This window comes from Rhodococcus sp. DMU1 (assembly GCF_012272955.1).
Classification (GTDB): domain Bacteria; phylum Actinomycetota; class Actinomycetes; order Mycobacteriales; family Mycobacteriaceae; genus Rhodococcus; species Rhodococcus aetherivorans.
The window spans coordinates 1653776-1676774 of sequence record NZ_CP050952.1 but is presented as its reverse complement, the minus strand read 5'-3'; the positions used below and the strand labels follow the sequence as shown (position 1 = coordinate 1676774).

Below are 22999 nucleotides of genomic sequence, written 5' to 3'. Positions count from 1 at the left end.
GGAGGACCGCCATGACCGACCCTGCCCGGGTACCCGTCGTCGTCGGCGTCGGCGACCTGCGCTCCGGACGCGCCGGCGCCCCCGCCGACCCCCGCGAACCGCTCGACCTGATCCACGAGGCCGCCGTGGCCGCCCTCGCCGACTCCGGTGCCGACGGACTCGCCCAGCGCATCGACTCCGTGTACGCCGTCAAGACCGCGAGCTGGGCGTACGACGACCTGCCCGCCCTGCTCGCCGCGCGTCTCGGCGCCGCAGCGGTCCGCACCCACACCAGCCCCATCGGCGGGCACTGGCCGGCCGCCCTGCTCGACCGGATCGCCCACGAGATCGCCACCAGCGCCGCGGGTGTCGCGCTGCTCGTCGGCGGCGAGTCCCAGGCCTCGGTCACCGCCGCGACGAAGACCGGCACCGACCCGGCCACGCTCGGCTGGACCACCGACCCCGGCGGGCCGCCGGCGTTCGACCCCGACGACCTCGGCAGCCCCGCCATGCAGCGCGCCGGGATGATCGCACCCACGCGCGTCTACCCGCTGTTCGAGACCCGGCTCAGCCACGAACTCGGTCACTCCCGCGACGAGTCGCTGGCCTGGTCCGCCCAGCTGTACGCCGCGTTCTCGGAGATCGCCGGCCGCAACCCCGCCGCCTGGAACCCGGACCTGCGCACCGCCGAGGACATCACCGCCGTCGGCCCCCGCAACCGGATGGTCACCGCCCCGTACCCGCTGCTGCTCAACGCGATGCCGTTCGTCGACCAGGCGGCCGCCGTCGTCGTCACCTCCCTCGCGACCGCCCGCGAGCTCGGCGTCGCCGAGGACCGGATCGTGTACGTGTGGGGCGGTGCAGGCGCGACCGAGCCGGCCGACATCCTCGCCCGCGCCGACTTCGGCCGGTCCGCGGCGCTGGCCGACGCCCTCGCCCGCACCCTCGAACGCACCGATCTCCGGCCGGCCGACCTCGACATCGTGGACGCCTACAGCTGCTTCCCCGTGGTGCCGAAGTTGCTCATCGAGCACCTCGGCCTGCCCCGCGAGACCGTCCCGAGCGTCACCGGCGGCCACTCGTTCTTCGGCGGACCGCTCAACAGCTACACGCTGCACTCGTTCGTCGCCGTCACGCGCCGGCTGCGCACCGACGCCGAGATCGCCCTCGTCCACGGCAACGGCGGCTACCTGACCTACCAGCACACCGTCGTGCTCGCCGCCGCCCCGCACACCCGCGGGTACGTCGGCGACCCCGAGCCCCGCGTGCTGACCGCCACCGCACCCGAGTTCGCCGCCGACTACACCGGAGAGGTCGAGATCCACACGGCCACCGCAGAATACGGGCGCGACGGCCACCCGGCGATCGGGTTCCTGGTGGGCACCACCCCCGACGGCCGCCGGGTCTCCGGCTACACCGATGCGGCGGGCGCGGCGGTGCTCGCCGGCGGTCCCGACCTCGCCGGCCACACCGTCCACGTCGTCGACCGCGGTGGCGCCCTCACCGTCACCCTGACCGACCCCGTCCCCGAGGAGACCCCCGCATGACCGAGCCCGTCGTCCTGGTCGAGCAGCGCGGCCACACGTTGCTCGTCACCATCAACCGGCCCAAGGCCGCCAACAGCATCAACGCCGACGTGCACACCGGCCTCGGCGAGGCGTGGGAACGCGCCGACAAGGATCCGGACGTACGCGTCGTCGTCCTCACCGGCGCCGGGGACAGCGTGTTCTGCGGCGGCGCCGATCTCAAGGCGCTCGGCACCGCCGGCCCGGGTGGGGTGACCCCGCCCGAGACCGCGCACTGGGGCTTCGCCGGCGTGGTCAGGCACCACATCACCAAGCCGGTCGTCGCGGCGGTCAACGGCACCGCCCTCGGCGGCGGTACCGAGCTCGCCCTCGCGAGCGACCTCGTCGTCGCCGCCGACACCGCCGAATTCGGGCTGCCCGAGGTCCACCGCGGCCTCATCGCCGGCGCCGGCGGCGTGTTCCGGATCGTCGAAGCCCTCCCGCGGGCCGTCGCGATGGAGCTCGTGCTCACCGGCAAGCCGATGGCCGCGGCCGACGCGCTGCGCTGGGGTCTGGTCAACCGCGTCGTTCCGCGGACCGACCTCCTCACCACCGCGCTCGAACTCGCCGACCTCGTCGCCGCCGGCGCACCCCTGGCCGTGCAGGCGAGCAAGACGATCGCGCGCGGGATCGTCGACGGCATCGTCCCGTCCGAGGAACAGGCGTGGGCCGCGACCGACGCCGCCCTGGCCCGACTGACCACCAGCGCCGACACCCTCGAGGGCGTCATGGCCTTCATGGAGAAGCGCACACCCGTCTGGAGCGGACGATGACCACGACGTTGAACAGGGAAACCTGGGACACCCCCGAGCGGGCCGCGCTGCGCCGGCTCGCCGCCGACTTCACCCGCAAGGAGATCCTCCCGCACCTCGACACCTGGGAGCGCGAGGGCGCCGTCCCGCCCGAGCTGCACCGCACGGCGGCCGACGCCGGGCTGCTCGGCGCCTCGGTCGCCGAGGAGCACGGCGGTTCCGGCGGCAACCCGCTCGACATGCTCGCGATCCTCGAGGAGATCATCCTCGCGGGCGGCTCGTCCGGCCTGATCTCCGCGTTGTTCAGCCACGGCATCGCCACCCCGCACATCGTCGCGTCCGGGAACCGGGACCTGATCGAGCGGTTCGCCCGGCCCGCCCTCGAGGGCCGGATGATCGGCTCGCTGGGTATCACCGAGCCGGGCGGGGGTTCCGACGTCGCGGGCATCCGGACCACCGCCCGCCGCGACGGCGACGAGTACGTGATCAACGGCGCCAAACTGTACATCACCTCCGGCACGCGCGCCGATTTCGTCACCACCGCCGTCCGCACGGGTGCGGCGGGAGCCGGGGGCATCTCGCTGATCGTCGTGCCCACCGGCACACCGGGATTCACGGTCTCGCGCAAGCTCGACAAGATGGGCTGGCTGTGCTCGGACACCGCCGAGCTGTTCTACGACGACGTGCGGGTGCCCGTCGCGAACCTGATCGGCGAGGAGAACAGCGGGTTCGCACAGATCGCGCAGCAGTTCCAGGGCGAGCGGCTCTCGCTCGCGTTCCAGGCCGTCGCCACCGCGCGGCGTTGCTACGACCTGGCGGTGGAGTGGGTCCGTTCGCGCGAGACGTTCGGCCGGCCCCTGTCGAGCCGTCAGGTGGTGCGCCACCGGCTCGCGGAGACGGCAACCGAGATCGCTGCGGCCCACACCTTTTGCCGCTCCGTCGCCGAACGCTGGGTGAACGGCGAGGCGATGCTGCTCGAGACGTCGATGGCGAAGAACTTCGCCGTCCGGGTGTGCGACCACGCGGTGATGGAGTCGGTGCAGCTCTTCGGCGGCCTCGGCTGCATGCGCGAGAGCGAGGTCGAACGCCACTTCCGCGATGCCCGCGTTCTCGGCATCGGCGGCGGCACCACCGAGATCATGAACGAGATCATCAGCAAGCTGCTGGGATTGTAGGCGGCTCGGGGCGGGTCGCCCGCGCGCTCACCAGCGCAGGCGGCCCGCGGCGATGTCGTCGGTGAGCGCGCGCACGTAGCCGAGCTCGGCTGCCAGCACGGCCCGCCGGTACTCGTCCTCGACGACGAACAACCGCGGCAGGAACGCGGCCGCGTCCGCCAGGCCGGCGGCCAGCGCCTCCAGGTTCCGCTCGAGCGCCGCGACGCGCGCCCGCAATGCTGCGGCCGCCTCGTCGGGGGTGAGACTGGGCAGAAATGCCAGAGCGGCCGGGAATTCCGGGAATTCGCGTGCCGGTTCGGCGAGCATCGTCGTCAGCCATTGCCGCAGGATCATGCGCCCCGGCTCGGTGAGCCGGTAGGTGGTGCGCTCGGGGCGGTTCTCGGCCCGCTCGGTGGCCTGCACTTCGATCAGGCCGTCGCGCAGCAGCCTGTCCAGTGTCTGATAGACGCTGTTGCGCTGCGCGACGTTGACGACGTCGTCCTTGTGCCGCTCCTTGATCAGCTGCTGGATCCGGTAGGCGTGCATGGGTTCCTCGGAGAGCATCGACAACAACGCCATGGCGAGGACCGATCTGCGCGGTGTGGCCATCGGTGGAGCATATCCACCCGTCCGTCATGGTCATTTTATGTATAGTGTAAGTATGACTAAGACCGTAGCGATCATCGGAGCGGGCATCGCCGGACCGGTCACGGCAATGGCGCTTCAGCAGGCGGGACTCCACCCCGTCGTCTACGAAGGGCACGACCGGATGGCGGACGGCGTGGGCGCGTTCCTCACCGTCGCCACCAACGGCCTCGAGGCGCTGCACCTGCTCGACCTCGACCTTGCCGGCTTCGGCATGGAGACCCGCCGGATGCGCATCTGCAGTGGCACCGGGAAACTGCTGGCCGAGTTCGACAACGGCGGCGTGACCTCGTTCGGCGCGACAAGCCGCACCCTCCGGCGCGCCGACCTCTATCGAGTGCTCCGCGACGAGGCTCTGCGTCGTGGCGTGCGAATCGAATACGGCAAACGCCTGGCCGACGCCCGTCCCTGCGGCGACGGTGTGCGGGCCGACTTCACCGACGGCACGTCGGCCGAAGCGCACCTGCTGATCGGGGCGGACGGGCTGCACTCCCGCACGCGCGCGGTCCTCGACCCCCACGCCCACGAGCCCCGCTACCTCGGCCTCCTCAACACCGGCGGGTTCGCGAAGGGCCTGCGGCTCGACGTGGAGCCGGGCACGGCGCACTTCGTCTTCGGCGCGCGGTGCTTCTTCGGGTACCTCGCCCACCCCGACGGTGACGTGTGGTGGTTCGCCAACCCGGGCCGGCGCACCGAACCGGCCCCCGGGGACCTCGCCGCGCTCACCCCGGATCGGTGGCGCGACGAACTGCGCACCCTCCTCGCCGCCGACGCCGGTCCTGCGCTGCGGATCGTCGATGCCACCGAGGAGATCGTCCGCGGATGGAGCACCTACGACCTGCCCACCGTCCCCACCTGGCGCACCGACCGTATGGTGCTCGTCGGCGACGCGGCGCACGCCGCCTCGCCGTCGTCGGGACAGGGTGCATCCATGGCCGTCGAGGACGCCCTCGTGCTCGCCCGGTGCCTGCGCGACGTCCCCGGCACCGCCGACGCGCTCGCGGCCTACGAGCGCCTGCGCCGCGGCCGGGTCGAGCGAATCGTGGAGCAGGGCAGGCGCAACGGCAGCTACAAGTCCGTGGGCCCGGTCCGCCGGATGCTGCGCGACGCGGCCCTGCCGGTGATCCTGCGCGCTGCGTCCCGTCGGGACAACCAGCGCTGGATCTACGACTATCGCGTCCCGGAGACAGTCCGGTAACCGGTCCCTATTCCAGTTCTCCCGCCAGCTCCATCCACTGCTCCTCGGCGGCCTCCTTCTCCGCGACCACGCTGCGCAGCTCGGCGTCGAGCTTCTGCAGGCGATCGGGGTCGGTGGCCGCGTCGGCGAGGTCGTGGTGCAGCTTCTCCTCGCGCTCGGTCAGCTTCGCCACGCTCCGCTCGAGCCGTGCCAGTTCCTTGCGGGCGGCGCGCTCGGCCGCACCGTCGCGCTTCGGTTGCGCCGCAATCTGGTCCGGAGTCGACGCCTTTGCCACGGTGGAGGCCGACGACGGGATGTCCCCGTCGCCCAGCGCCGCGCGCCGGCGCAGGTACTCGTCGATCCCGCCCGGGAGGTTGGTGAGCCTGCCGTCGCCGAACAGCGCCCACGTCGAGTCGCAGATCCGCTCGATCAGGTAGCGGTCGTGGGAGATGACCACCATGGTGCCCGCCCAGCCGTCCAGCAGGTCCTCGAGCTGCTGCAGGGTGTCGATGTCCAGGTCGTTGGTGGGCTCGTCGAGCAGCAGCACGTTCGGCTCGGCCATGAGCACCCGGGTCAGCTGCAGCCGTCGGCGCTCGCCGCCGGAGAGGTCGCCGACCGGGGTGCGCTGCCGCGCCGGGGTGAAGCCGAGCCGTTCGGCGAGCTGGCCGGCCGAGATCTCCTTGTCCCCCAGGGTGATCCGCTCAGCCACGTCCTTGACCGCGTCGAGCACCCGCAGGTCGGTGGGCAGGTCGTCGAGTTCCTGTCGCAGCCAACCGATCTCGACGGTCTTGCCCTGGATGCGACGACCCGACGCCGGTTCGAGTTCCCCGGCGAGGGTGCGCAGCAGCGTCGTCTTCCCCGATCCGTTGACCCCGACCAGGCCGATCCGCTCGCCCGGGCCGAGCCGCCACGTGAGGTCGTGCACCAATTCCCGGCCGTCGGGGGTGGTCAGCGTCGCGTCCTCGAGTTCGATGACCACCCGGCCGAGGCGCCGTTTGGCGAACGACGCCAGCGCCACCGTGTCCCGCGGCGGCGGCACGTTCGCGATCAGCGACTCCGCCGCCTCGATGCGGTAGCGCGGCTTCGAGGTGCGCGCCGGAGCCCCGCGCCGCAGCCACGCCAGTTCCTTGCGCGCGAGGTTGCGGCGCCGTTCCTCCATCGCATCGGCCTGCCGGGCCCGCTCGGCGCGGGCGAAGATCCAGTCGTTGTAGCCGCCCTCGTAGCTCTCCACCTGCCCGTTCACGACCTCCCACGTGCGGGTCGCGACGGTGTCGAGGAACCACCGGTCGTGGGTGACGACGACGAGGGCGCTGCGCCGGGCGAGCAGGTGCTCGGCGAGCCACTGCACGCCCTCGACGTCGAGGTGGTTGGTGGGTTCGTCCAGCACGAGCAGGTCGAGGTCCTGCACGAGCGCGGCCGCGAGCGCGACGCGCCGTCGCTCGCCGCCGGAGAGACCGTCGACGAGCGCGTCGAGGCCGAGCCGGTCGACGCCGATGCCCGCGAGGACGGAACGGATCCGGGCGTCGCCGGCCCACTCGTGCTCGGCGACACCCAACGGCCCGAGCACGACCTGCCCGACCGTGGACCCGGGCGGCAGAACACCGCGCTGGGTGACGACCGCCATGCGCAGCCCGCCCACCCGGCTGACCCGGCCCGAGTCGGGCTCCTCGAGGCCGGTGAGGACCTCGAGCAGGGTGGTCTTGCCGCCGCCGTTGAGGCCGACGACGCCGATGCGTTCACCTTCCTGCACGCCGAGGGACACCGAGTCCAGCAGCGGCTTGATGCCGAAGGACTTCGAGACCTGTTCGAGGTTGATCAGATTCGCCACGCGGAGCAATGCCTTCCGAGAGATCAGTGGTGGGAGTTGTCGACGACGCGCGCGCCCGGGACCGGCCCGGAGGCCACGCGCACCGTCCGGCACACGCCGGCACCGGCCAGCTCGGCGCTCACCGTCACCGCCGCGGCGGCGTCGGCGCACAGGAACGCGCATGTGGGTCCGGACCCGGAGACGATGCCCGCCAGGGCCCCGGCCTCCACGCCCGCGCGCAGGGTGCGCCGCAGCGCGGGCTCGAGCGACAGGGCAGCGGCCTGCAGGTCGTTGCCCAGCAGCGGCGCCAGCGCGTGTGGATCGCCGGCGGCAAGCGCCTGCAGCAGACTGTCGAGTCCGCCGACCCGGGGCGGGGAGCCCTCGGCCCGGAGCCGGTCCAGCTCGCGGAACACCACCGGGGTGGACAGGCCGCCCTTGGCGAGGGCCAGCACCCAGTGGAACGTGCCGCGGGAGAGCACGGGCACCAGGCGCTCGCCGCGCCCGGTGCCGATGGCGGTGCCGCCGTGCAGGCAGAACGGGACGTCGCTGCCCAGTTCGGCGGCGAACTCGTCGAGGTCGTCGCGGGTGAGACCGAGCCCCCACAGGGCGTCGAGGGCGACGAGCGTGGCGGCGGCATCGGTGCTGCCGCCGGCCATGCCACCCGCGACGGGAATGCCCTTGTCGATCGTGATGGCGACCTCGGGTGCGCGTCCGGCGCGCTCGGCGAGCAGGGCCGCCGCCCGCCACGCGAGGTTGCCGGCGTCGGTGGGGACGGCCGCGGCGTCGGCACCGCGTACCCGCAGGCTCAGCGTGTCGGCGCGGGCGACGGACACCTCGTCGCTCAGCGACAGCGCGTGGAAGACCGTGCGCAGCTCGTGGTATCCGTCGTCGCGCAGGTCACCGACGGCGAGGTGCAGATTCACCTTGGACGGCGCCCGCACGGTGACGGGGCTCGGAACGACGGACAGCACGGATATACAGCTTACGCACCCGCGCGGAACCGATTGCGGACGACGGCTGTCCTCGTTCACTGGCATGCTCGGGCCATGCGCGAAACGTCCGCTCGCCTGCTGCGCCTGCTGTCGCTGCTCCAGACCCGGCGGGACTGGTCCGGCACCGAGCTCGCCGAGCGCCTGCAGATCACCACCCGCACGGTGCGCCGCGACGTCGACAGGCTTCGCGACCTCGGCTACCCGGTGGACGCGACCGTCGGGGTCGGCGGCGGGTACCGCCTCGGCGCGGGTGCGGAGATGCCGCCGCTGCTGCTCGACGACGAGGAGGTCGTCGCGGTGGCGGTCGCGCTGCAGTCCGGCGCGACCGGCTCGGTGACGGGCATCGGGGAGGCCTCGGGCCGCGCCCTGGCCAAGCTGCGGCAGGTGATGCCGTCGCGGTTGCGGCACCGGCTCGAGGCGCTGCGGGTGGACGTGGTCGAGCAGGCTCCGGCCGCGTCCGCGGTCGACGCGGGCCTGCTGTCCGCCGTCGCCTCGGTGTGCCACGCACACGAGCGGCTGCGCTTCGACTACCGCACGCACGACGGCGGATTCTCGCGGCGGGAGGTGGAGCCGTACCGGCTGGTGCGCTCCGGGGCACGGTGGTATCTGGTGGCGTGGGATCTGCACCGGCAGGACTGGCGGTCGTTCCGCGTCGACCGGATGGAACCGAAGATCCCCACCGGTCCGCGGTTCACCACACGCGGGCTGCCGCCCGGCGGGGCCGCGGAGTTCGTGGCCCGGGGCATCGCGCGCGGGTCGGTCCGGGTCCGGGCCCGGGTGCTGCTGCACGCGCCGTTCGAGTCGATCGTGCCCATGGTCGACGAGCAGTGGGGCACCCTCGAACCGGTCGACGACGACCATTGCGCGGTGGCGCTCGGCGGCACGTCGCTCGGGTCGATCGCGGGCTGGCTCGCGGCGTTCGACGTCGACTTCACCGTGCTGGATCCGCCGGAACTGCGGGACGCGTGCCTGCACGCGGGACGGCGCCACGAGCTGCTGGCCCGGCGATACGAACGCGCCGGCTCCGTCGCTGTGAGCGACTGAGCCGGCGCGTGCGATGACCGGATGTCACACGTATTCGATCGAACCGAACTCGTGTGACATCCGGCCGGTGAGGCGGGTGTGTCAGCCGATGACGGTGACGCCGGTGGCCTGCGGGCCCTTCTGACCCTGGCCGACCTCGAAGCTCACGCGCTGGTTCTCCTCGAGGGTGCGGAAGCCGCCGCCCTGGATCTCGGAGAAGTGCACGAAGACGTCCGCGGAGCCGTCGGCGGGGGCAATGAAGCCGAAGCCCTTTTCGCCGTTGAACCACTTCACGGTACCTTCAACCATGTTCATTCCTAAGAAGATTCGGGAAGCACCAGGCTTCCCCACTCGTCGAGCGACACATCGCCGCTCGGGTCTGTCACTCGACGGTAGAAAACGATTCCGTGTGGGCTATCGCATCCGCTCGCGACCAGAAATGCGCGAGGGGTGAACCACGAACACTACCTAACGACCGAGTGCAAGTAGATCACATCGGCGCCCGCACCGCCAGTGATATAGCCGGAACTGCCACGAAACAGCGTTGTGCCGAAACGTTTTCGCAGGACACGACGCCGACGCCCGGATACGACGACGCCGGCCCACCGACACGAAGAGGGGCCGGTCCCTGCGGACCGGCCCCTCTTCACTGCTCGGATGCACCTCTCACGGCGGCACTTCCACGACGACCTCACGAGGCCGTCGGAGAAGGCACCTGCCCGGGGAACGCGCAGCGAGCGTTCGACCTACGTCAGCCGATGACGGTGACGCCGGTGGCCTGCGGGCCCTTCTGACCCTGGCCGACCTCGAAGCTCACGCGCTGGTTCTCCTCGAGGGTGCGGAAGCCGCGACCCTGGATCTCGGAGAAGTGCACGAAGACGTCCGCGGAGCCGTCGGCGGGGGCAATGAAGCCGAAGCCCTTTTCGCCGTTGAACCACTTCACGGTACCTTCAACCATTTTCAACCTCATACATCTCGGAAAGCCGTGCGGCCTTCATCTTTCGTCGAACGACACGACGTCGTCCGGGCCTGTCACTCGACGGCTGAGAAGGATTCCGTGGGAATTTCGCATCCGCTCGCAACTAGAAATGTGCGAGGGGTAAACCACGAACACACTACCTAACGACCGTGTACCAGTAGAGCACAGATCCGCCCGCCTGCCAAGCGCTGCGACGGAACCGACCTGCCCGGCGCCGTCACCGTGTGCCGGCCCTGCCCGGCGCCGTCACTGCGCGGCGGCGATCCGCACGAAGGCAGCGGCGTCCAGCTTCTCCCCCCGCGTCGACGGATCGATCCCGGCGGCGAGCAGGCGTCGCTCGGCCTCCGCGGCCGAACCGGCCCAGCCGCTCAGCGCTGCCCGCAGCGTCTTGCGGCGCTGCGCGAATGCGGCATCGACGACGGCGAATACCCTGCGGCGGTGCCCCTCGTCCGTGGGCCACGGCGGCTCGGCGTAGCGGTCGATGCGCACCAGCCCGGATTCCACCTGGGGCACCGGCCAGAAGACGGCCCGGCCCACCGACCCGGCGCGACGGACGTGGCCGAAGAAGCCGGCCTTGACACTGGGCACGCCGTACACGCGGCTCCCGGGTTCGGCGGCGAGCCGATCGGCCACCTCGGCCTGCACCATCACCAGAGCCGTGCGCAGCGAGTCGAATTCGGCGAACAAGTGCAGCAGCACGGGCACCGCGACGTTGTAGGGCAGGTTCGCGACGAGCGCCGTCGGGGTGGCCGGCAGGTCGGCCGGATACACCCGCATGGCGTCCTTCAGGACGACGTCGAGCCGCCCGGCGAGGTCGGGCGCGCGGTCGGCGACCGTCGCGGGCAGGCGCTCGGCGAGCCTGGGATCGATCTCCACGGCGACGACGCGGTCGACGACGTCGAGCAGGGCGAGCGTCAGCGAGCCGAGGCCCGGGCCGACCTCGAGCACCACGTCGTCGCGGCCCACGCCGGCGACCGAGACGATGCGGCGCACCGTGTTGGCGTCGTGCACGAAGTTCTGGCCGAGTTGTTTGGTCGGCCGGACCCCGAACTCCTCCGCGAGGGCGCGCACCTCGGCGGGACCGAGCAGGGCGGCACGACCGCGAGCGGTCACGTCGGAACCGTCGCGGGCGGTCACGTCGGAACCGTCGCGGGGGGTCGAGCCGGGGTCGCCGGGTGAGTGGTCTGGCACGTGCCGAACCTAACGCACGCCGATGCGGGACGAGCAGGACGGCCACGCTCCCCAGCCCTGGGCGCGCTGCATCCGGCTCGCGACGGCGATCTGTTCTTCCCGGGTGGCGAGGTCGGCACGGGGCGCATACTTCAGGCCGCCCTGGCGCTCCCAGGTGCTCTGGTCGAACTGCAGGCCGCCGTAGTAGCCGTTGCCGGTGTTGACGGCCCAGTCGCCGGTGGCTTCGCACTGCGCGAGGGCGTCCCAGGCGTCGCCGTTCTCGACGGGCGGCACCTCGGTTCCCGGCTTGGCGCCCACGCGCACGATGCGCGGCTGCGCCGGGGTGGTGACGACGGCGTCGATCTGTTCGCGGGTGGTCTCGACGCCGTCGACGGTGGTGACGGCGAAGGTGACGTCGTGCACGCCGGGCACGCCGGGGTTCTCGACGACCGTCCGGCTCATGTTCATGGTGGGATCCTCGATGCGCTGCTCCGGAGGCGCGAGCGGCTGAGTCTCGGTGACCCGGACCGTGCGCTGGCGGGTGACGCGGATCTCGAGGCCGTCGGTCAGCGCCGCATCGACCGCCGGCACCACCGAATCGGCCTGCTCGAGCGCCACCCCGTGCGCGGCCAGGAACTCCCCGACCGTCGGCGCCGCCATCCGCACCTGAACCGCCGGCGCACCGCCGTCGAGCAACCGCACCGTCTTCGGGCTCACCACGTCGAGCTCGGCACCCTCGAGCGGCAACCGGTGCGACCGCGACGCCGAGGTGTACACATCCGCCGCCAGCTCGAACTGCGCCAGCGCCTCGTCCACCGTCGTCGCCGTCGTCCACACCGTGCGCTCGGCACCGTCGACGCTCAGCTGCACCTCACGCGCCCGCCGCAGCACCACCGTGTCCCCGTCCGACACCTCGGCATCGACGGCCGGGGCCACCACGTCGCGCTCGCCGACGGGATGGCCGGCGTGGGCGAGGACGGCTCGGACGTCGGTGCCCATGGTGCCCAGGGTGAGCCGGTCCCCGTCGACGTCGATCGTCACGGTCTTGTGCCGGGCGAGCGCCGTCGCGGCGCCGGCCACCAGGGTGGCCAGGAGCGCCGCGACGACGGCGTACAACAGCACGGAGCGCGAGTTGTTGATCTTCGTCAGTGGGGACACAAGCCGTACTTCTTACCGCAGTCCCATCTTGCTGGTGCACGCCGGCCAGGCTCCCCAGCCCTGCGCGGCCTGGACCTTCTCGGCGACGGCGATCTGCTGCTCGCGGCTGGCCAGGTCGGCGCGCGGCGCGTACTGGGTGCCGCCGAACGCGGCCCAGGTCTGCTGGGTGAACTGCAGACCGCCGTAGAAGCCGTTGCCGGTGTTGATGGCCCAGTTGCCGGTGGCCTCGCACTGCGCGAGGGCGTCCCAGGTGGAGGAGCGTCCGGAGGCGGGCACGGCCGGCTTCGGCTTGGTGCCGACGCGGACGATCGCAGGAGCCGGCTCCCGGACGGTGGTCGAGGCCTTCTCGGTGCGGCCGACCTCGACGCCGTCGATCGTGTGCACGTCGAGGGTCACGGTGCGCTCACCGGGAGCGCCCGGGTTGTCGAGCGCGGTCTCACCCTCGGTCATGTTCGGGTCGTCGACGCGCTGCTCGGGCGCGGGGACCGGCTGGTTCTCGATGCGGGTTTCGATGCGGTCGCGGGTGATGCGGATCTCGAGGCCGTCGGTCAGCGCCGCATCGACCGCCGGCACCACCGAATCGGCCTGCTCGAGCGCCACCCCGTGCGCGGCCAGGAACTCCCCGACCGTCGGCGCCGCCATCCGCACCTGAACCGCCGGCGCACCGCCGTCGAGCAACCGCACCGTCTTCGGGCTCACCACGTCGAGCTCGGCACCCTCGAGCGGCAACCGGTGCGACCGCGACGCCGAGGTGTACACATCCGCCGCCAGCTCGAACTGCGCCAGCGCCTCGTCCACCGTCGTCGCCGTCGTCCACACCGTGCGCTCGGCACCGTCGACGCTCAGCTGCACCTCACGCGCCCGCCGCAGCACCACCGTGTCCCCGTCCGACACCTCGGCATCGACGGCCGGGGCCACCACGTCGTGCTCGCCGACGGGGTAGCCGGCGCCGGCGAGAACGTCGCCGACCTCGGAGCTCATGGTGCTGAGCGCGATCCGCTCACCGTCCACGTCGAGGGTGAGTTCCTTGTGCTGAATCAGGGCGGCGACGCCGCCGGCCGCAAGGGTGAGGAAGAGTGCGGCGACGACCACGTACAGCGTGGGCGATTTCGCTCGGTTGATCTTGGTGAAAGGTGACACGGCTATTCCTGCACTGTCGACAACTTCGATCACGGCACGGTAACGAATCGGCATTGATACGGCAACTGCACCATTTCTACCTGCAGTTTCTCGGTAACGAGACAGGTGACGATTCGTAATTTTCGATCAATAGCCGGGCCGCGACCGAAGGTGCGGGCTAGCGTCGATTCGACGCTCGGGAAAACGTGCCGCACGACGCGCGAATTACAGAGGTGGGATTACTTTGGGTGACCGAATTCACCGTCCTCCGGCGCGGCGGAGTGCGGCGCTGCTGACTCTGCTCGGCATGCTCGGCGCGCTGCTGCTCGCTGCCACCCCGGCGGCCCTGGCGCAGTCCCCCGCCGCCGGCCGCACCTACGTCATCGCCACCGACGTGACCTTTGCACCCTTCGAATTCCAGAACGAGCAGGGCGACTTCGTCGGCATCGACATGGACCTGATCCGGGAGATCGCGGAGGACCAGGGCTTCACCGTGGAGGTTCGTCCGCTGGGCTTCGATGCCGCCCTGCAGGCGGTGCAGGCGGACCAGGCCGACGGCGTGATCGCGGGCATGTCGATCACGGAGGAGCGCAAGCAGGTCTTCGACTTCTCGGATCCCTACTTCGAGTCCGGCGTGCAGATGGCGGTCCTCGCCGGCAACGACGAGGTCGCGTCGTACGCCGATCTGGCAGGCAAGCGCGTCGCGGTCAAGAACGGCACCGAGGGCGCCGCGTTCGCCGAGTCCATCAAGGGCGAGTACGGGTTCACCACGGTCTACTTCGCCGACTCGGCGAGCATGTACGACGAGGTCCGCACCGGGAACTCGGTCGCGGTCTTCGACGACTACCCGGTGCTGGCGTACGGCATCGCCCAGGGCAACGGGCTGAAGACGGTCACGGAGAAGGAGGCCGGTGCGAACTACGGGTTCGCGGTGAACAAGGGCCGCAATCCCGAGCTGCTCACCGCGTTCAACGCGGGCCTGCAGAATCTGCGGGACAACGGCCGCTACGACGAGATCGTGGAGAGTTACCTCGGCGAGGGCGCCGTGCAGGCCGACAACTCCATCCCCGGCCTGCTCCGCAGCACCTGGCAACTGCTGCTCGAGGGGCTGTGGCTGACCCTCGTGCTGTCGGTCGTCTCGATCGCGATCGCGCTGGTGCTCGGTGCGCTGTTCGGCCTCATGCGGGTCTCACGCAACATCGTCCTGCGCGGGATCGGCACCGCCTACGTCGACGTCTTCCGCGGCACCCCGCTGCTGGTGCAGGCCTTCTTCATCTATTTCGGCATCCCGGCCGCGGCCGGATTCCAGATGTCGGCGTTCACCGCGGGCATCATCACGCTCTCGCTCAACGCGGGCGCGTACATGGCCGAGATCGTGCGTGGCGGCATCCTGTCCGTGGACAAGGGGCAGATGGAGGCCGCCCGCAGCCTCGGCATCGGCTACCTGCCCGCGATGCGCAAGGTGGTCATGCCCCAGGCGGTGCGCACCATGATCCCGTCGTACATCAATCAGTTCGTGATCACGCTGAAGGACACCTCGATCCTGTCGGTGATCGGCATCGCCGAGCTCACCCAGACCGGGCGGATCATCATCGCCCGCAACTTCCAGTCGTTCCAGATGTGGCTGATCATCGGGGTGATCTACTTCGTCGTCATCATGGCGCTGACCAAATTGTCGGACCGACTCGAGAAGAGGATCAACCGTTGACCGAGGCAGCCGCGGCCCAGCCGCTCGAGGACGGTCGCGAGGTGAAGATCCGCGTGCGCGGCCTGAAGAAGTCGTTCGGCGAGAACGAGGTGCTCAAGGGCATCGATGTGGACATCCTCGCCGGCGAGGTGGTGTGCGTGATCGGCCCCTCCGGTTCGGGCAAGTCGACGTTCCTGCGATGCTTGAACCGGCTCGAGGACATCAGCGCCGGTTCGGTGGTGGTGCACGGGTTCGACCTCGCCGACCGGAAGATCGACATCGACCGGGTGCGCCGCCACATCGGGATGGTGTTCCAGCACTTCAATCTCTTCCCGCACATGACGGCCCTCGAGAACATCGTGCTCGCGCCGGTGCTGACGAAGCGGGCGACCAAGGAGGAGGCACGGACGCGGGGGCTCGCCCTGCTCGACCGGGTGGGGCTGAGCGAGAAGGCCGACGCGAAGCCGGCCAACCTGTCCGGCGGGCAGAAGCAGCGCGTCGCGATCGCACGGGCGCTGGCCATGAATCCGGACATCATGCTGTTCGACGAGGCGACCAGCGCCCTCGACCCGGAGATGGTGGGCGAGGTGCTGCAGGTGCTGCGCGACCTGGCGGCCGAGGGCATGACCATGGTCGTGGTCACGCACGAGATGGGCTTCGCCCGGGAGGTCGCCGACCGGGTGCTGTTCATGGCCGACGGGTACGTCCTCGAGGAGGGCACGCCGAAGGAACTGTTCGGGAGCCCCCGCCAGGAACGGACCCGCGACTTCCTCGCGAAGGTGCTCTGAGGCCGGCGCCCGGTTCCCGGGCGCCGGTCCTCACCCACGGCTACGCGGTCTGCAGGAACCGCACCCGGCGGGCGAGCAGGGCGTCGACGCTGTAGGCGCCGGCGCCGACGACGGCGAGCACCAGCGCACCCGCGCCGAGGGCCCCGACGAGTTCCCATCCGCCGTCGGTGACGTAGATGCCGTTGCCGATGTGGACGACGAAGAACGCGCCGAGCATGTTGATCAGCAGCAGGACGCCGAAGATCGGCACGAGCAGGCCGATGATGAGAGCGATGCCACCGAGCGTTTCCACCCAGGTGGCGTAGAAGGCGGACAGCGCGGGCACGGGCACGTCCATGCCCTCGAATCCGGCCTTGGTGGCGGAGTATCCCTGGTTGATCTTCTGCAGGCCGTGGGCCAGGAAGACGATGCCGATGACCACTCGGGCGACGAGCAGCCCGACGTTGCGCAGGACGGGGTTGTTCATGGAGATGACCTTTCGGTGCGGGCGGTGGGGGGCTCGTCCTTCGATCGAAGCCGCGTCCACGGTAGCTGCGCAAGGTTGAAGGTTCAACCTTGGGGTGCCCGAGCGCCCCGGCTGCCGGAAGGTCGGGGGCCGAAAAGTAGTTGATTAATCAACAATGTGGAGTATGCTCCTCGTCGAAGGGGCATTCACCGGCCGAAGGAGCACTATCGTGGCAATCAGCGTGGAAGAGGAGCGCAGCCGCCGATCCGCGACGCTGCGGGAGGAACTGCGCAGCCGTTACCTCCGGCCGGTCGACGAGCGACCCGCGTCGTCGGCCCGCGGGCTGCACCACACCGCGCTCGTCAGCAGCGACGTCGAACGCACCGTGCGCTTCTACCAGGACGTGCTCGAATTCCCTCTCACCGAACTGATCGAGAACCGTGACTACCCCGGTTCCTCGCACTTCTTCTTCGACATCGGCAACGGAAACCTGCTGGCGTTCTTCGACTTCCCCGGACTCGACGTCGGGCCCTACCGGGAGGTCCTCGGCGGCCTGCACCACATCGCGATCAGCGTCGAGCCCGGCAGGTGGGAACGCCTGCGCACCAAGCTGACCGACGCCGGCGTCGAGCTCGTCGAGCACAGCGAGGTCTCGCTGTACTTCCGCGACCCCGACGGCGCCCGCATCGAACTCATCGCCGACCCCCTCGGCGAGATGTACGGAAACAAGGTCCTCTAGATGAGCAACGTCGACGCCGAGCCCACCGAGATCCGCTGCGAAACCGAGCCCGCCCCCACCCGTGTGCAGATCATCACCTCCCGCGAGGTGCCGCTCGGCGGCCCGCGCGCGATGCCGGTCCGCCGCACCCTGCCGCAGCGCGCCCGGTCCCTCATCGGGGCCTGGTGCTTCGCCGACCACTACGGGCCCGACGACGTCGCCGCCACCGGCGGAATGGACGTCGCGCCGCACCCGCACACCGGCCTGCAGACGGTGAGCTGGCTGTTCGCCGGCGAGATCGAGCACCGCGACAGCCTCGGCAAGCACGCGTTCGTCCGCCCCGGCGAACTGAACCTCATGACCGGCGGCCACGGCATCGCCCACTCGGAGGTCTCCACGCCGGCCACGACGGTCCTGCACGGCGTCCAATTGTGGGTGGCCCTGCCCGACGCGCACCGCGGCGCACCCCGCGACTTCCAGCACTATGCCCCCGAACCCGTCCGGATCGAGGGCGCGACCGTGAGCGTGTTCCTCGGCTCCCTCGCCGGGTCCGCGTCGCCCGTGCACACCTTCACCCCGCTGCTCGGCGCCGAGATCACCCTCGACCCGGGCGCGACCGTCGAACTGGCCGTCGATCCCGAGTTCGAGCACGGTCTGCTCGTCGACACCGGCAGCGTCCGCCTCGCCGGCACCGTCCTCGCCCGCTCCGCGCTCGGCTACGTCGGCACCGGAGTCCCCACGCTCCCCCTGACCAATCTCACCGACGAACCCGCGCGGGCCGTCCTGCTCGGCGGTACGCCGTTCGGCGAGGAGATCGTCATGTGGTGGAACTTCGTGGGCCGTAGCCACGACGAGATCGTCGCGTTCCGGGACGAGTGGCAGCGCGAGGGGGAACGCTTCGGGCGGGTCGAGGGCTACACCGGGAAGGTGACACGGCTACCCGCGCCGGCGCTGCCGAACGCGCAGATCCGGCCGCGCCGCAACCCCCCGACCGCCCCCTGAGTGAGCACACACCGAGTGAGCACACACCGAGTGAGCACACACCGAGGGCACACACCGAGCGCGCACCGTCACTCGGGGCGGACTCCGGCATAGGCGTCCCCGAGCAGGCGCCGCACCCCGACCCGGGTCACCTCCCGCGGGTTGGGGTACTGCCGCTCGGTGGCCAGGTGCGCCGCCTCGTCGAGGTCGCCCTCGGACATCCCCAGTTCGGCGAGCGTCGTCGGGCCGCCCGCCGCCGCCACCAGGTCGAAGACCCCGGCCGGGGCCGTGGGGGTGCCGAGGGCGTCGGCAATGCGGCTCATCACGGTCGGCACCGACGGCGCGTTGAACGCCATCACATGCGGTAGCACCACGGTGTGCGTCGGCGCGTGCGGCAGGTCGAAACTGCCGCCCAGGACATGACACAGCTTGTGGTGCAAGCCCATTCCCACCGCGCTCAGGCACGTGCCGGCCAGCCACGCCGCGAGCAGCAGATCCGAGCGGCCCTCCCGGTCCGCGGCGTCGGCGCCGAGGACCGGCACGCCCCGGGCGATCGCGCGGATGGCCTCGAGCGCCAGCGTGTCGACGATCGGGTTGGCATGCTCGGCGTACAACGCCTCCACGGCATGCGCCATCGCGTTGATCGCACTGGTCACCGCCATCGGGATCGGCATCGACAGGGTGAACTCGACGTCGTAGATGACGGTCTCGGGCAGGATGGCCGGCGACGAGTGCGTGGTCTTCACACCGTCCGCGGTTTCCCCGAGGACGGGAGTGACCTCGGATCCGGCGTAGGTGGTCGGCAGGATCACCTGGTCCACGCCGGTGCGCACCGCGATCGCCTTCGACAGTCCCGTCGTCGACCCCCCGCCCACGGCGACGACGGCATCGATGTCGTGTTCGGAGACCAGGCCCAGCACCTTCTCGGTGACCGCCACCGGCGTGTGCATGACGGCGCCGTCGAACCGGGCGACCTGCAGCCCACCGAGGGCCTTCTCGACGAGTTCCACCTGCGGACGGACGTGCTCACCACCGAGCAGGAGAACCCGGGAGCGGTCGAGGCGGCGCACCTCGTCGGCGACCCGCGCCGCGGTTCCCGGCCCGAACACCACCCGTGACGGCTGAGCGTTGTAGACGAAGCTGTGCATGCCGTCCATTGTCCCGGCCGCACGGGCCGGCCGCCTCGGAACGGCGACACCGTTACGAAAGTCCGTACACCCGTTCGGCGTTCGCGGTGGTCGCGGCGGCCAGCTCGGCCGGGTCCGCGCCGCGCACCTCCGCCAGCGCCCGCACCGTGTACGGCAGGCAGTACGACTCGTTGGGCGCGCCGCGGAACGGATGGGGCGTCAGGAACGGAGCGTCCGTCTCCACCAGCACCTGCTCGAGCGGCACCAGCGGGGCCGCGGCACGCAGCGCCGCGGCGTTCTTGAAACTCACCGTCCCGGAGAAGCTGAGCAGGTAACCGGCGTCGACGCAGGCCCGCGCCATGTCCGCGTCCGACGAGAAGCAGTGGAAGATCACCGTCTCCGGCGCACCTTCGTCGTGCAGCACGCGCAGCAACTCGGCGTCGGCGTCGCGGTTGTGGACCATGAGGGTCTTGCCGAGCCGTTTGGCCAGGTCGATGTGCCAGCGGAAGGCGTCCTCCTGCTCGATCGGGTCGGCGCAGCCGTCGAGCTTGCCGGGCCAGTACAGGTCCAGGCCGGTCTCCCCCACCGCGACCACGCGCGGGTCGGCGGCGAGCTTCTCGATCTCGGCCCGGGTGGCGTCGTCGAGCGCGTTCGCCCGGGTGGGGTGGATCGCCACGGCGGCGTAGACCCGCTCGTCCCAGTGCGCGGCGTCCACGGCGAAGCGGGCGGCGACGATGTCGTCGGCGACGGTGACGACCCGTCCGACCCCGACCGCGGCCGCCCGGTCGAGGATCGCCGCCACCGACTCGGCGTCGTGCGCGCCGCACGCGTCGAGGTGCGTGTGGGCATCGACGAGAGGCGAGAGCGGCTGCGGAGGCTCGGGCGCGGGGCGGGTTCGGCTCACGGCCCATACACTATCTACCTATAAAGTGGACGCACCATGACTGTTCCTGCCGCCTCCCGCCCGCCGTTCTACCTGACGACCGCGATCGCTTACCCGAACGGCGCCCCGCACATCGGCCACGCCTACGAGTACATCTCCTCGGACGCGATCGCCCGGTTCAAGCGCCTCGACGGCTTCGACGTGTTCTTCCTGACCGGCACCGACGAGCACGGCCTGAAGATGCAGCAGACGGCGGCGAAGGAAGGCCTGGACGTGCGGGACCTCGCGGCCCGCAACTCCGGGGTGTTCGAGGCCATGGACAAGTCGCTGAACATCTCCTTCGACCGGTTCATCCGTACCACGGACGCCGATCACCGCGAGGCGAGCAAGGCCATCTGGCAGCGCATGGCCGACAACGGCGACATCTACCTCGACACCTACTCGGGCTGGTACTCGGTGCGCGACGAGGCGTTCTACGCCGAAGCCGAGACGACGGTGCTCGAGGACGGTTCGCGCATCGCCACCGAGTCGGGCACCCCGGTGGAGTGGACGGAGGAGTCGACGTACTTCTTCCGGCTCTCGGCGTATCAGGACAAGCTGCTGAAGCTGTACGAGGAGCGACCGGACTTCATCGCCCCCGCCACCCGGCGCAACGAGATCGTCAGCTTCGTCTCCGGCGGGCTGAAGGATCTGTCGATCTCCCGCACCACCTTCGACTGGGGCGTGCCGGTGCCGGACCACCCCGAGCACGTGATGTACGTGTGGGTGGACGCGCTCACCAACTACCTGACGGGCGCGGGCTTCCCCGACACCGAGGCGGAGTCGTTCCGCCGCTACTGGCCCGCGAACCTGCACATCATCGGCAAGGACATCACCCGGTTCCACACCGTGTACTGGCCGGCGTTCCTGATGTCGGCCGGAATCGAGCTGCCCGAGCGGGTGTTCGTGCACGGCTTCCTGTTCAACAAGGGCGAGAAGATGTCCAAGTCGGTCGGCAACGTCGTCGACCCGCTCGAGATGGTCGAACAGTACGGTCTCGATCCGCTGCGCTTCTTCCTGCTGCGGGAGATCTCCTACGGCCAGGACGGCAGCTACAGCCACGAGGCGATCGTGACCCGCGTCAACGCGGACCTGGCGAACGAACTCGGCAACCTGGCGCAGCGCTCGCTGACGATGGTCGCCAAGAATCTCGACGGCGTGGTGCCGACCCCCGGCGACTTCACCGAGGACGACCGCGCGCTGCTCGCGCAGGCCGACGCCCTGCTCGAGAAGGTCCGGGCCGAGTTCGACGTGCAGGCACTGCACCTCGCACTGGAGACGATCTGGCACGTGCTCGGCGAGACGAACCGGTACTTCTCCGCGCAGGCACCGTGGGTGCTGCGCAAGACGGATCCGGCCCGGATGGCGACGGTGCTGTACGTGACGCTCGAGGTCGTGCGGATCGTCGGCCTGCTCGTGCAGCCGGTGATGCCCGATTCGGCCGCGAAGATCCTCGACCTGGTGGGCCAGGACCCGCAGGCGCGGCAGTTCGCGGACATCGCCACACGCCTCGCCCCGGGCACCCCGCTGCCGGCCCCGGCCCCGGTGTTCCCGCGGTACGAATAGGCATCCCGCCGCCTGTCGGTGGCCTCGTGCACACTCCCGCGCATGGGGCGAGATAGAACATACTTTCGACAGGCGCCGGCGGGGTCCGGGGCATCCGACGAGGTCTTCCACCTCGGCATCCGGCCACTTCTCGACGAACTGTGCGCCGCCTACGAGCTCGGCTGGCAGCCCGCCGACGTGCTGCACGTGACGGCCCGGTCCGGCGACGCCACGGACGTCCCACTGGCGGCCGCCGCGGTGCTGTACGACGCCCGGCGCAGCCACGCGGCCGACCGGGCGCCCATGGACTGGGTGCAGCAGCTCGGTGTGATCGCGGAGCGCTGTCCCGGTGCCGCGCGGATCGCCGAACGGGTTCCGCCCGACGCACCGGTGCGCCACCTCGGCGTCGAACTGCTGCGCGAGCTTCCCGGCCTGTCCCGCTTCCAGGTGATGGGGCTGGCGTTCGCCTGGAAGTACCTGCCGCGGTTCGCCCCTCTCCTGCCGCCGCCGTCGCAGTGGCCGCCGTTGCGCCCGGTCCCCGCGGCCGGCGAATCCCTGTGCCCGGACCCGAGGGTGCTCGCACGGATCCGCGGCCTCCTGGCGAAGGCCGAGTCCACGGACTATCCGGAGGAGGCCGAGACCCTCACCGCCAAGGCGCAGGAGCTGATGACCCGGTACGCGATCGGCGCGGCCCTGCTCACCGGCGCCGAGACGGGCGCCGCGCGGGGGCGCCGCCTGCACGTCGACAACCCGTACGCGAAGGAGAAGGTGCTGCTGCTCACCGCGATCGGGAACGCGAACCGCACCCGCACGGTGTGGTTCACCAAGGTCGGGATCGCCACGATCGTCGGCGCCGACGTCGACCTGCAGCAGGTCGAGGTGCTGTTCACGTCGCTGTCGGTGCAGGCGAGCCGGGCCGTGCGCGCGGCCGGGACCGGGGGCCGCACCGGCGGCGCGGCGACGGCGTTCCGTCGCGCCTTCCTGGCGGGGTTCGCATACCGGATCGGCGAACGGCTGCGGCAGGCCGACGTGCGCGCCACCGCGGCCGCCGCGGCCGACGCGAGCATGGCCGTCACGCAGCTCGCCCCGTTGCTGGCCCGTCGCTCCGAGGCCGTGGACTCGGAGTTCCGCCGGTTGTTCCCGACGACCCGGTCGACGCGCACACGCAGCGTCGACGCCGAGGGGTGGTTCGCGGGCCGGGACGCGGCCGAGTCGGCCTTCCTCACCCCCGGTTCCCCGTAGCGGGCCGGCCGCGTGGGCACTGCC

22 protein-coding genes are annotated in these 22999 nt (G+C 70.9%); 11 read left to right on the top strand and 11 right to left on the bottom strand.

What is annotated here, in order from left to right; all coding sequences use genetic code 11:
• Nucleotides 1–11: 11 nt before the first annotated feature.
• Genes HFP48_RS07960 through HFP48_RS07950 form a run of 3 tightly spaced genes read left to right on the top strand, consistent with a single transcriptional unit; the run spans nucleotide 12 to nucleotide 3471 of the window.
• On the top strand, nucleotides 12–1526 hold the full coding sequence (locus tag HFP48_RS07960) for an acetyl-CoA acetyltransferase (RefSeq protein ID WP_161995077.1): 1515 nt from the start codon (nucleotides 12–14) through the stop codon (nucleotides 1524–1526).
• Entirely contained in the window at nucleotides 1523–2317 is a 795-nt protein-coding gene (locus HFP48_RS07955; protein ID WP_100057776.1) for an enoyl-CoA hydratase-related protein, read from the top strand. The genes HFP48_RS07960 and HFP48_RS07955 overlap by 4 nt, the downstream gene beginning before the upstream one ends.
• Nucleotides 2314–3471 (top strand): acyl-CoA dehydrogenase family protein, encoded by a 1158-nt coding sequence (locus HFP48_RS07950; protein ID WP_006938938.1) that lies wholly within the window; start codon nucleotides 2314–2316, stop codon nucleotides 3469–3471. Before HFP48_RS07955 ends, HFP48_RS07950 begins: the two co-directional genes overlap by 4 nt.
• Nucleotides 3472–3498: 27 nt before the next feature.
• On the opposite strand, the gene HFP48_RS07945 is transcribed toward HFP48_RS07950, so the two are convergent.
• The gene (locus HFP48_RS07945) at nucleotides 3499–4059 is read right to left on the bottom strand and encodes a PadR family transcriptional regulator (RefSeq protein ID WP_029542097.1); all 561 of its coding nucleotides are present in this window, start codon (nucleotides 4057–4059) and stop codon (nucleotides 3499–3501) included.
• Between the two features lie 52 nt (nucleotides 4060–4111).
• Between HFP48_RS07945 and HFP48_RS07940 the strand changes: the two genes are divergently transcribed.
• Entirely contained in the window at nucleotides 4112–5293 is a 1182-nt protein-coding gene (locus tag HFP48_RS07940) for an NAD(P)/FAD-dependent oxidoreductase (protein ID WP_168579313.1), read from the top strand.
• Between the two features lie 7 nt (nucleotides 5294–5300).
• On the opposite strand, the gene HFP48_RS07935 is transcribed toward HFP48_RS07940, so the two are convergent.
• Together HFP48_RS07935 and HFP48_RS07930 are read right to left on the bottom strand one after the other, a co-directional pair.
• Entirely contained in the window at nucleotides 5301–7100 is a 1800-nt protein-coding gene (locus tag HFP48_RS07935; protein WP_043800361.1) for an ABC-F family ATP-binding cassette domain-containing protein, read from the bottom strand.
• A gap of 23 nt (nucleotides 7101–7123) precedes the next feature.
• The gene (locus HFP48_RS07930) at nucleotides 7124–8050 is read right to left on the bottom strand and encodes a 4-(cytidine 5'-diphospho)-2-C-methyl-D-erythritol kinase (RefSeq protein WP_006938943.1); all 927 of its coding nucleotides are present in this window, start codon (nucleotides 8048–8050) and stop codon (nucleotides 7124–7126) included.
• A 75-nt stretch (nucleotides 8051–8125) separates the two neighbouring features.
• Between HFP48_RS07930 and HFP48_RS07925 the strand changes: the two genes are divergently transcribed.
• Nucleotides 8126–9115 (top strand): YafY family protein, encoded by a 990-nt coding sequence (locus HFP48_RS07925; RefSeq protein ID WP_029542091.1) that lies wholly within the window; start codon nucleotides 8126–8128, stop codon nucleotides 9113–9115.
• Nucleotides 9116–9196: 81 nt separating this feature from the next.
• Here the strand turns inward: HFP48_RS07925 and HFP48_RS07920 are convergent, their stop codons facing one another.
• The 5 genes from HFP48_RS07920 to HFP48_RS07900 all read right to left on the bottom strand — a co-directional run bounded on the left by HFP48_RS07920 (nucleotide 9197) and on the right by HFP48_RS07900 (nucleotide 13541).
• Nucleotides 9197–9403 (bottom strand): cold-shock protein, encoded by a 207-nt coding sequence (locus HFP48_RS07920; RefSeq protein ID WP_003937833.1) that lies wholly within the window; start codon nucleotides 9401–9403, stop codon nucleotides 9197–9199.
• 442 nt (nucleotides 9404–9845) lie between these two features.
• The gene (locus HFP48_RS07915) at nucleotides 9846–10052 is read right to left on the bottom strand and encodes a cold-shock protein (protein WP_003937832.1); all 207 of its coding nucleotides are present in this window, start codon (nucleotides 10050–10052) and stop codon (nucleotides 9846–9848) included.
• Nucleotides 10053–10319: 267 nt separating this feature from the next.
• The gene (gene rsmA / locus HFP48_RS07910; protein WP_037201475.1) at nucleotides 10320–11210 is read right to left on the bottom strand and encodes a 16S rRNA (adenine(1518)-N(6)/adenine(1519)-N(6))-dimethyltransferase RsmA; all 891 of its coding nucleotides are present in this window, start codon (nucleotides 11208–11210) and stop codon (nucleotides 10320–10322) included.
• A gap of 63 nt (nucleotides 11211–11273) precedes the next feature.
• Nucleotides 11274–12401, bottom strand: a complete 1128-nt coding sequence (locus tag HFP48_RS07905) for a resuscitation-promoting factor (protein ID WP_029542088.1) — start codon at nucleotides 12399–12401, stop codon at nucleotides 11274–11276.
• A 12-nt stretch (nucleotides 12402–12413) separates the two neighbouring features.
• Complete coding sequence (locus tag HFP48_RS07900) at nucleotides 12414–13541, bottom strand: resuscitation-promoting factor (RefSeq protein WP_029542085.1); 1128 nt, start codon at nucleotides 13539–13541, stop codon at nucleotides 12414–12416.
• A gap of 286 nt (nucleotides 13542–13827) precedes the next feature.
• On the opposite strand from HFP48_RS07900, the gene HFP48_RS07895 reads away from it, so the two are divergent.
• On the top strand, nucleotides 13828–15228 hold the full coding sequence (locus HFP48_RS07895; protein WP_231386008.1) for an amino acid ABC transporter substrate-binding protein/permease: 1401 nt from the start codon (nucleotides 13828–13830) through the stop codon (nucleotides 15226–15228).
• On the top strand, nucleotides 15225–15995 hold the full coding sequence (locus HFP48_RS07890) for an amino acid ABC transporter ATP-binding protein (RefSeq protein WP_006944900.1): 771 nt from the start codon (nucleotides 15225–15227) through the stop codon (nucleotides 15993–15995). The genes HFP48_RS07895 and HFP48_RS07890 overlap by 4 nt, the downstream gene beginning before the upstream one ends.
• Before the next feature lie 40 nt (nucleotides 15996–16035).
• On the opposite strand, the gene HFP48_RS07885 is transcribed toward HFP48_RS07890, so the two are convergent.
• The gene (locus tag HFP48_RS07885; protein WP_006944906.1) at nucleotides 16036–16461 is read right to left on the bottom strand and encodes a DoxX family protein; all 426 of its coding nucleotides are present in this window, start codon (nucleotides 16459–16461) and stop codon (nucleotides 16036–16038) included.
• Nucleotides 16462–16669: 208 nt separating this feature from the next.
• Here HFP48_RS07885 and HFP48_RS07880 point away from each other — a divergent pair, with 208 nt between their 5' ends.
• Nucleotides 16670–17179 (top strand): VOC family protein, encoded by a 510-nt coding sequence (locus HFP48_RS07880; RefSeq protein ID WP_006944908.1) that lies wholly within the window; start codon nucleotides 16670–16672, stop codon nucleotides 17177–17179.
• Nucleotides 17180–18160: a pirin family protein gene (locus HFP48_RS07875; protein ID WP_050034775.1), complete on the top strand. Its 981-nt coding sequence runs from the start codon at nucleotides 17180–17182 to the stop codon at nucleotides 18158–18160. It abuts the gene before it with no gap.
• 68 nt (nucleotides 18161–18228) lie between these two features.
• Here the strand turns inward: HFP48_RS07875 and HFP48_RS07870 are convergent, their stop codons facing one another.
• Together HFP48_RS07870 and HFP48_RS07865 are read right to left on the bottom strand one after the other, a co-directional pair.
• Nucleotides 18229–19296, bottom strand: coding sequence for a maleylacetate reductase (locus tag HFP48_RS07870; protein WP_050034774.1), 1068 nt, complete (start codon nucleotides 19294–19296; stop codon nucleotides 18229–18231).
• Nucleotides 19297–19339: 43 nt separating this feature from the next.
• On the bottom strand, nucleotides 19340–20170 hold the full coding sequence (locus HFP48_RS07865) for a TatD family hydrolase (protein ID WP_006944914.1): 831 nt from the start codon (nucleotides 20168–20170) through the stop codon (nucleotides 19340–19342).
• A 36-nt stretch (nucleotides 20171–20206) separates the two neighbouring features.
• Between HFP48_RS07865 and metG the strand changes: the two genes are divergently transcribed.
• On the top strand, nucleotides 20207–21754 hold the full coding sequence (gene metG, locus HFP48_RS07860) for a methionine--tRNA ligase (RefSeq protein WP_006944915.1): 1548 nt from the start codon (nucleotides 20207–20209) through the stop codon (nucleotides 21752–21754).
• 42 nt (nucleotides 21755–21796) lie between these two features.
• Nucleotides 21797–22975, top strand: coding sequence for a DUF2786 domain-containing protein (locus tag HFP48_RS07855; RefSeq protein ID WP_210432812.1), 1179 nt, complete (start codon nucleotides 21797–21799; stop codon nucleotides 22973–22975).
• The last annotated feature ends 24 nt before the right edge of the window (nucleotides 22976–22999 follow it).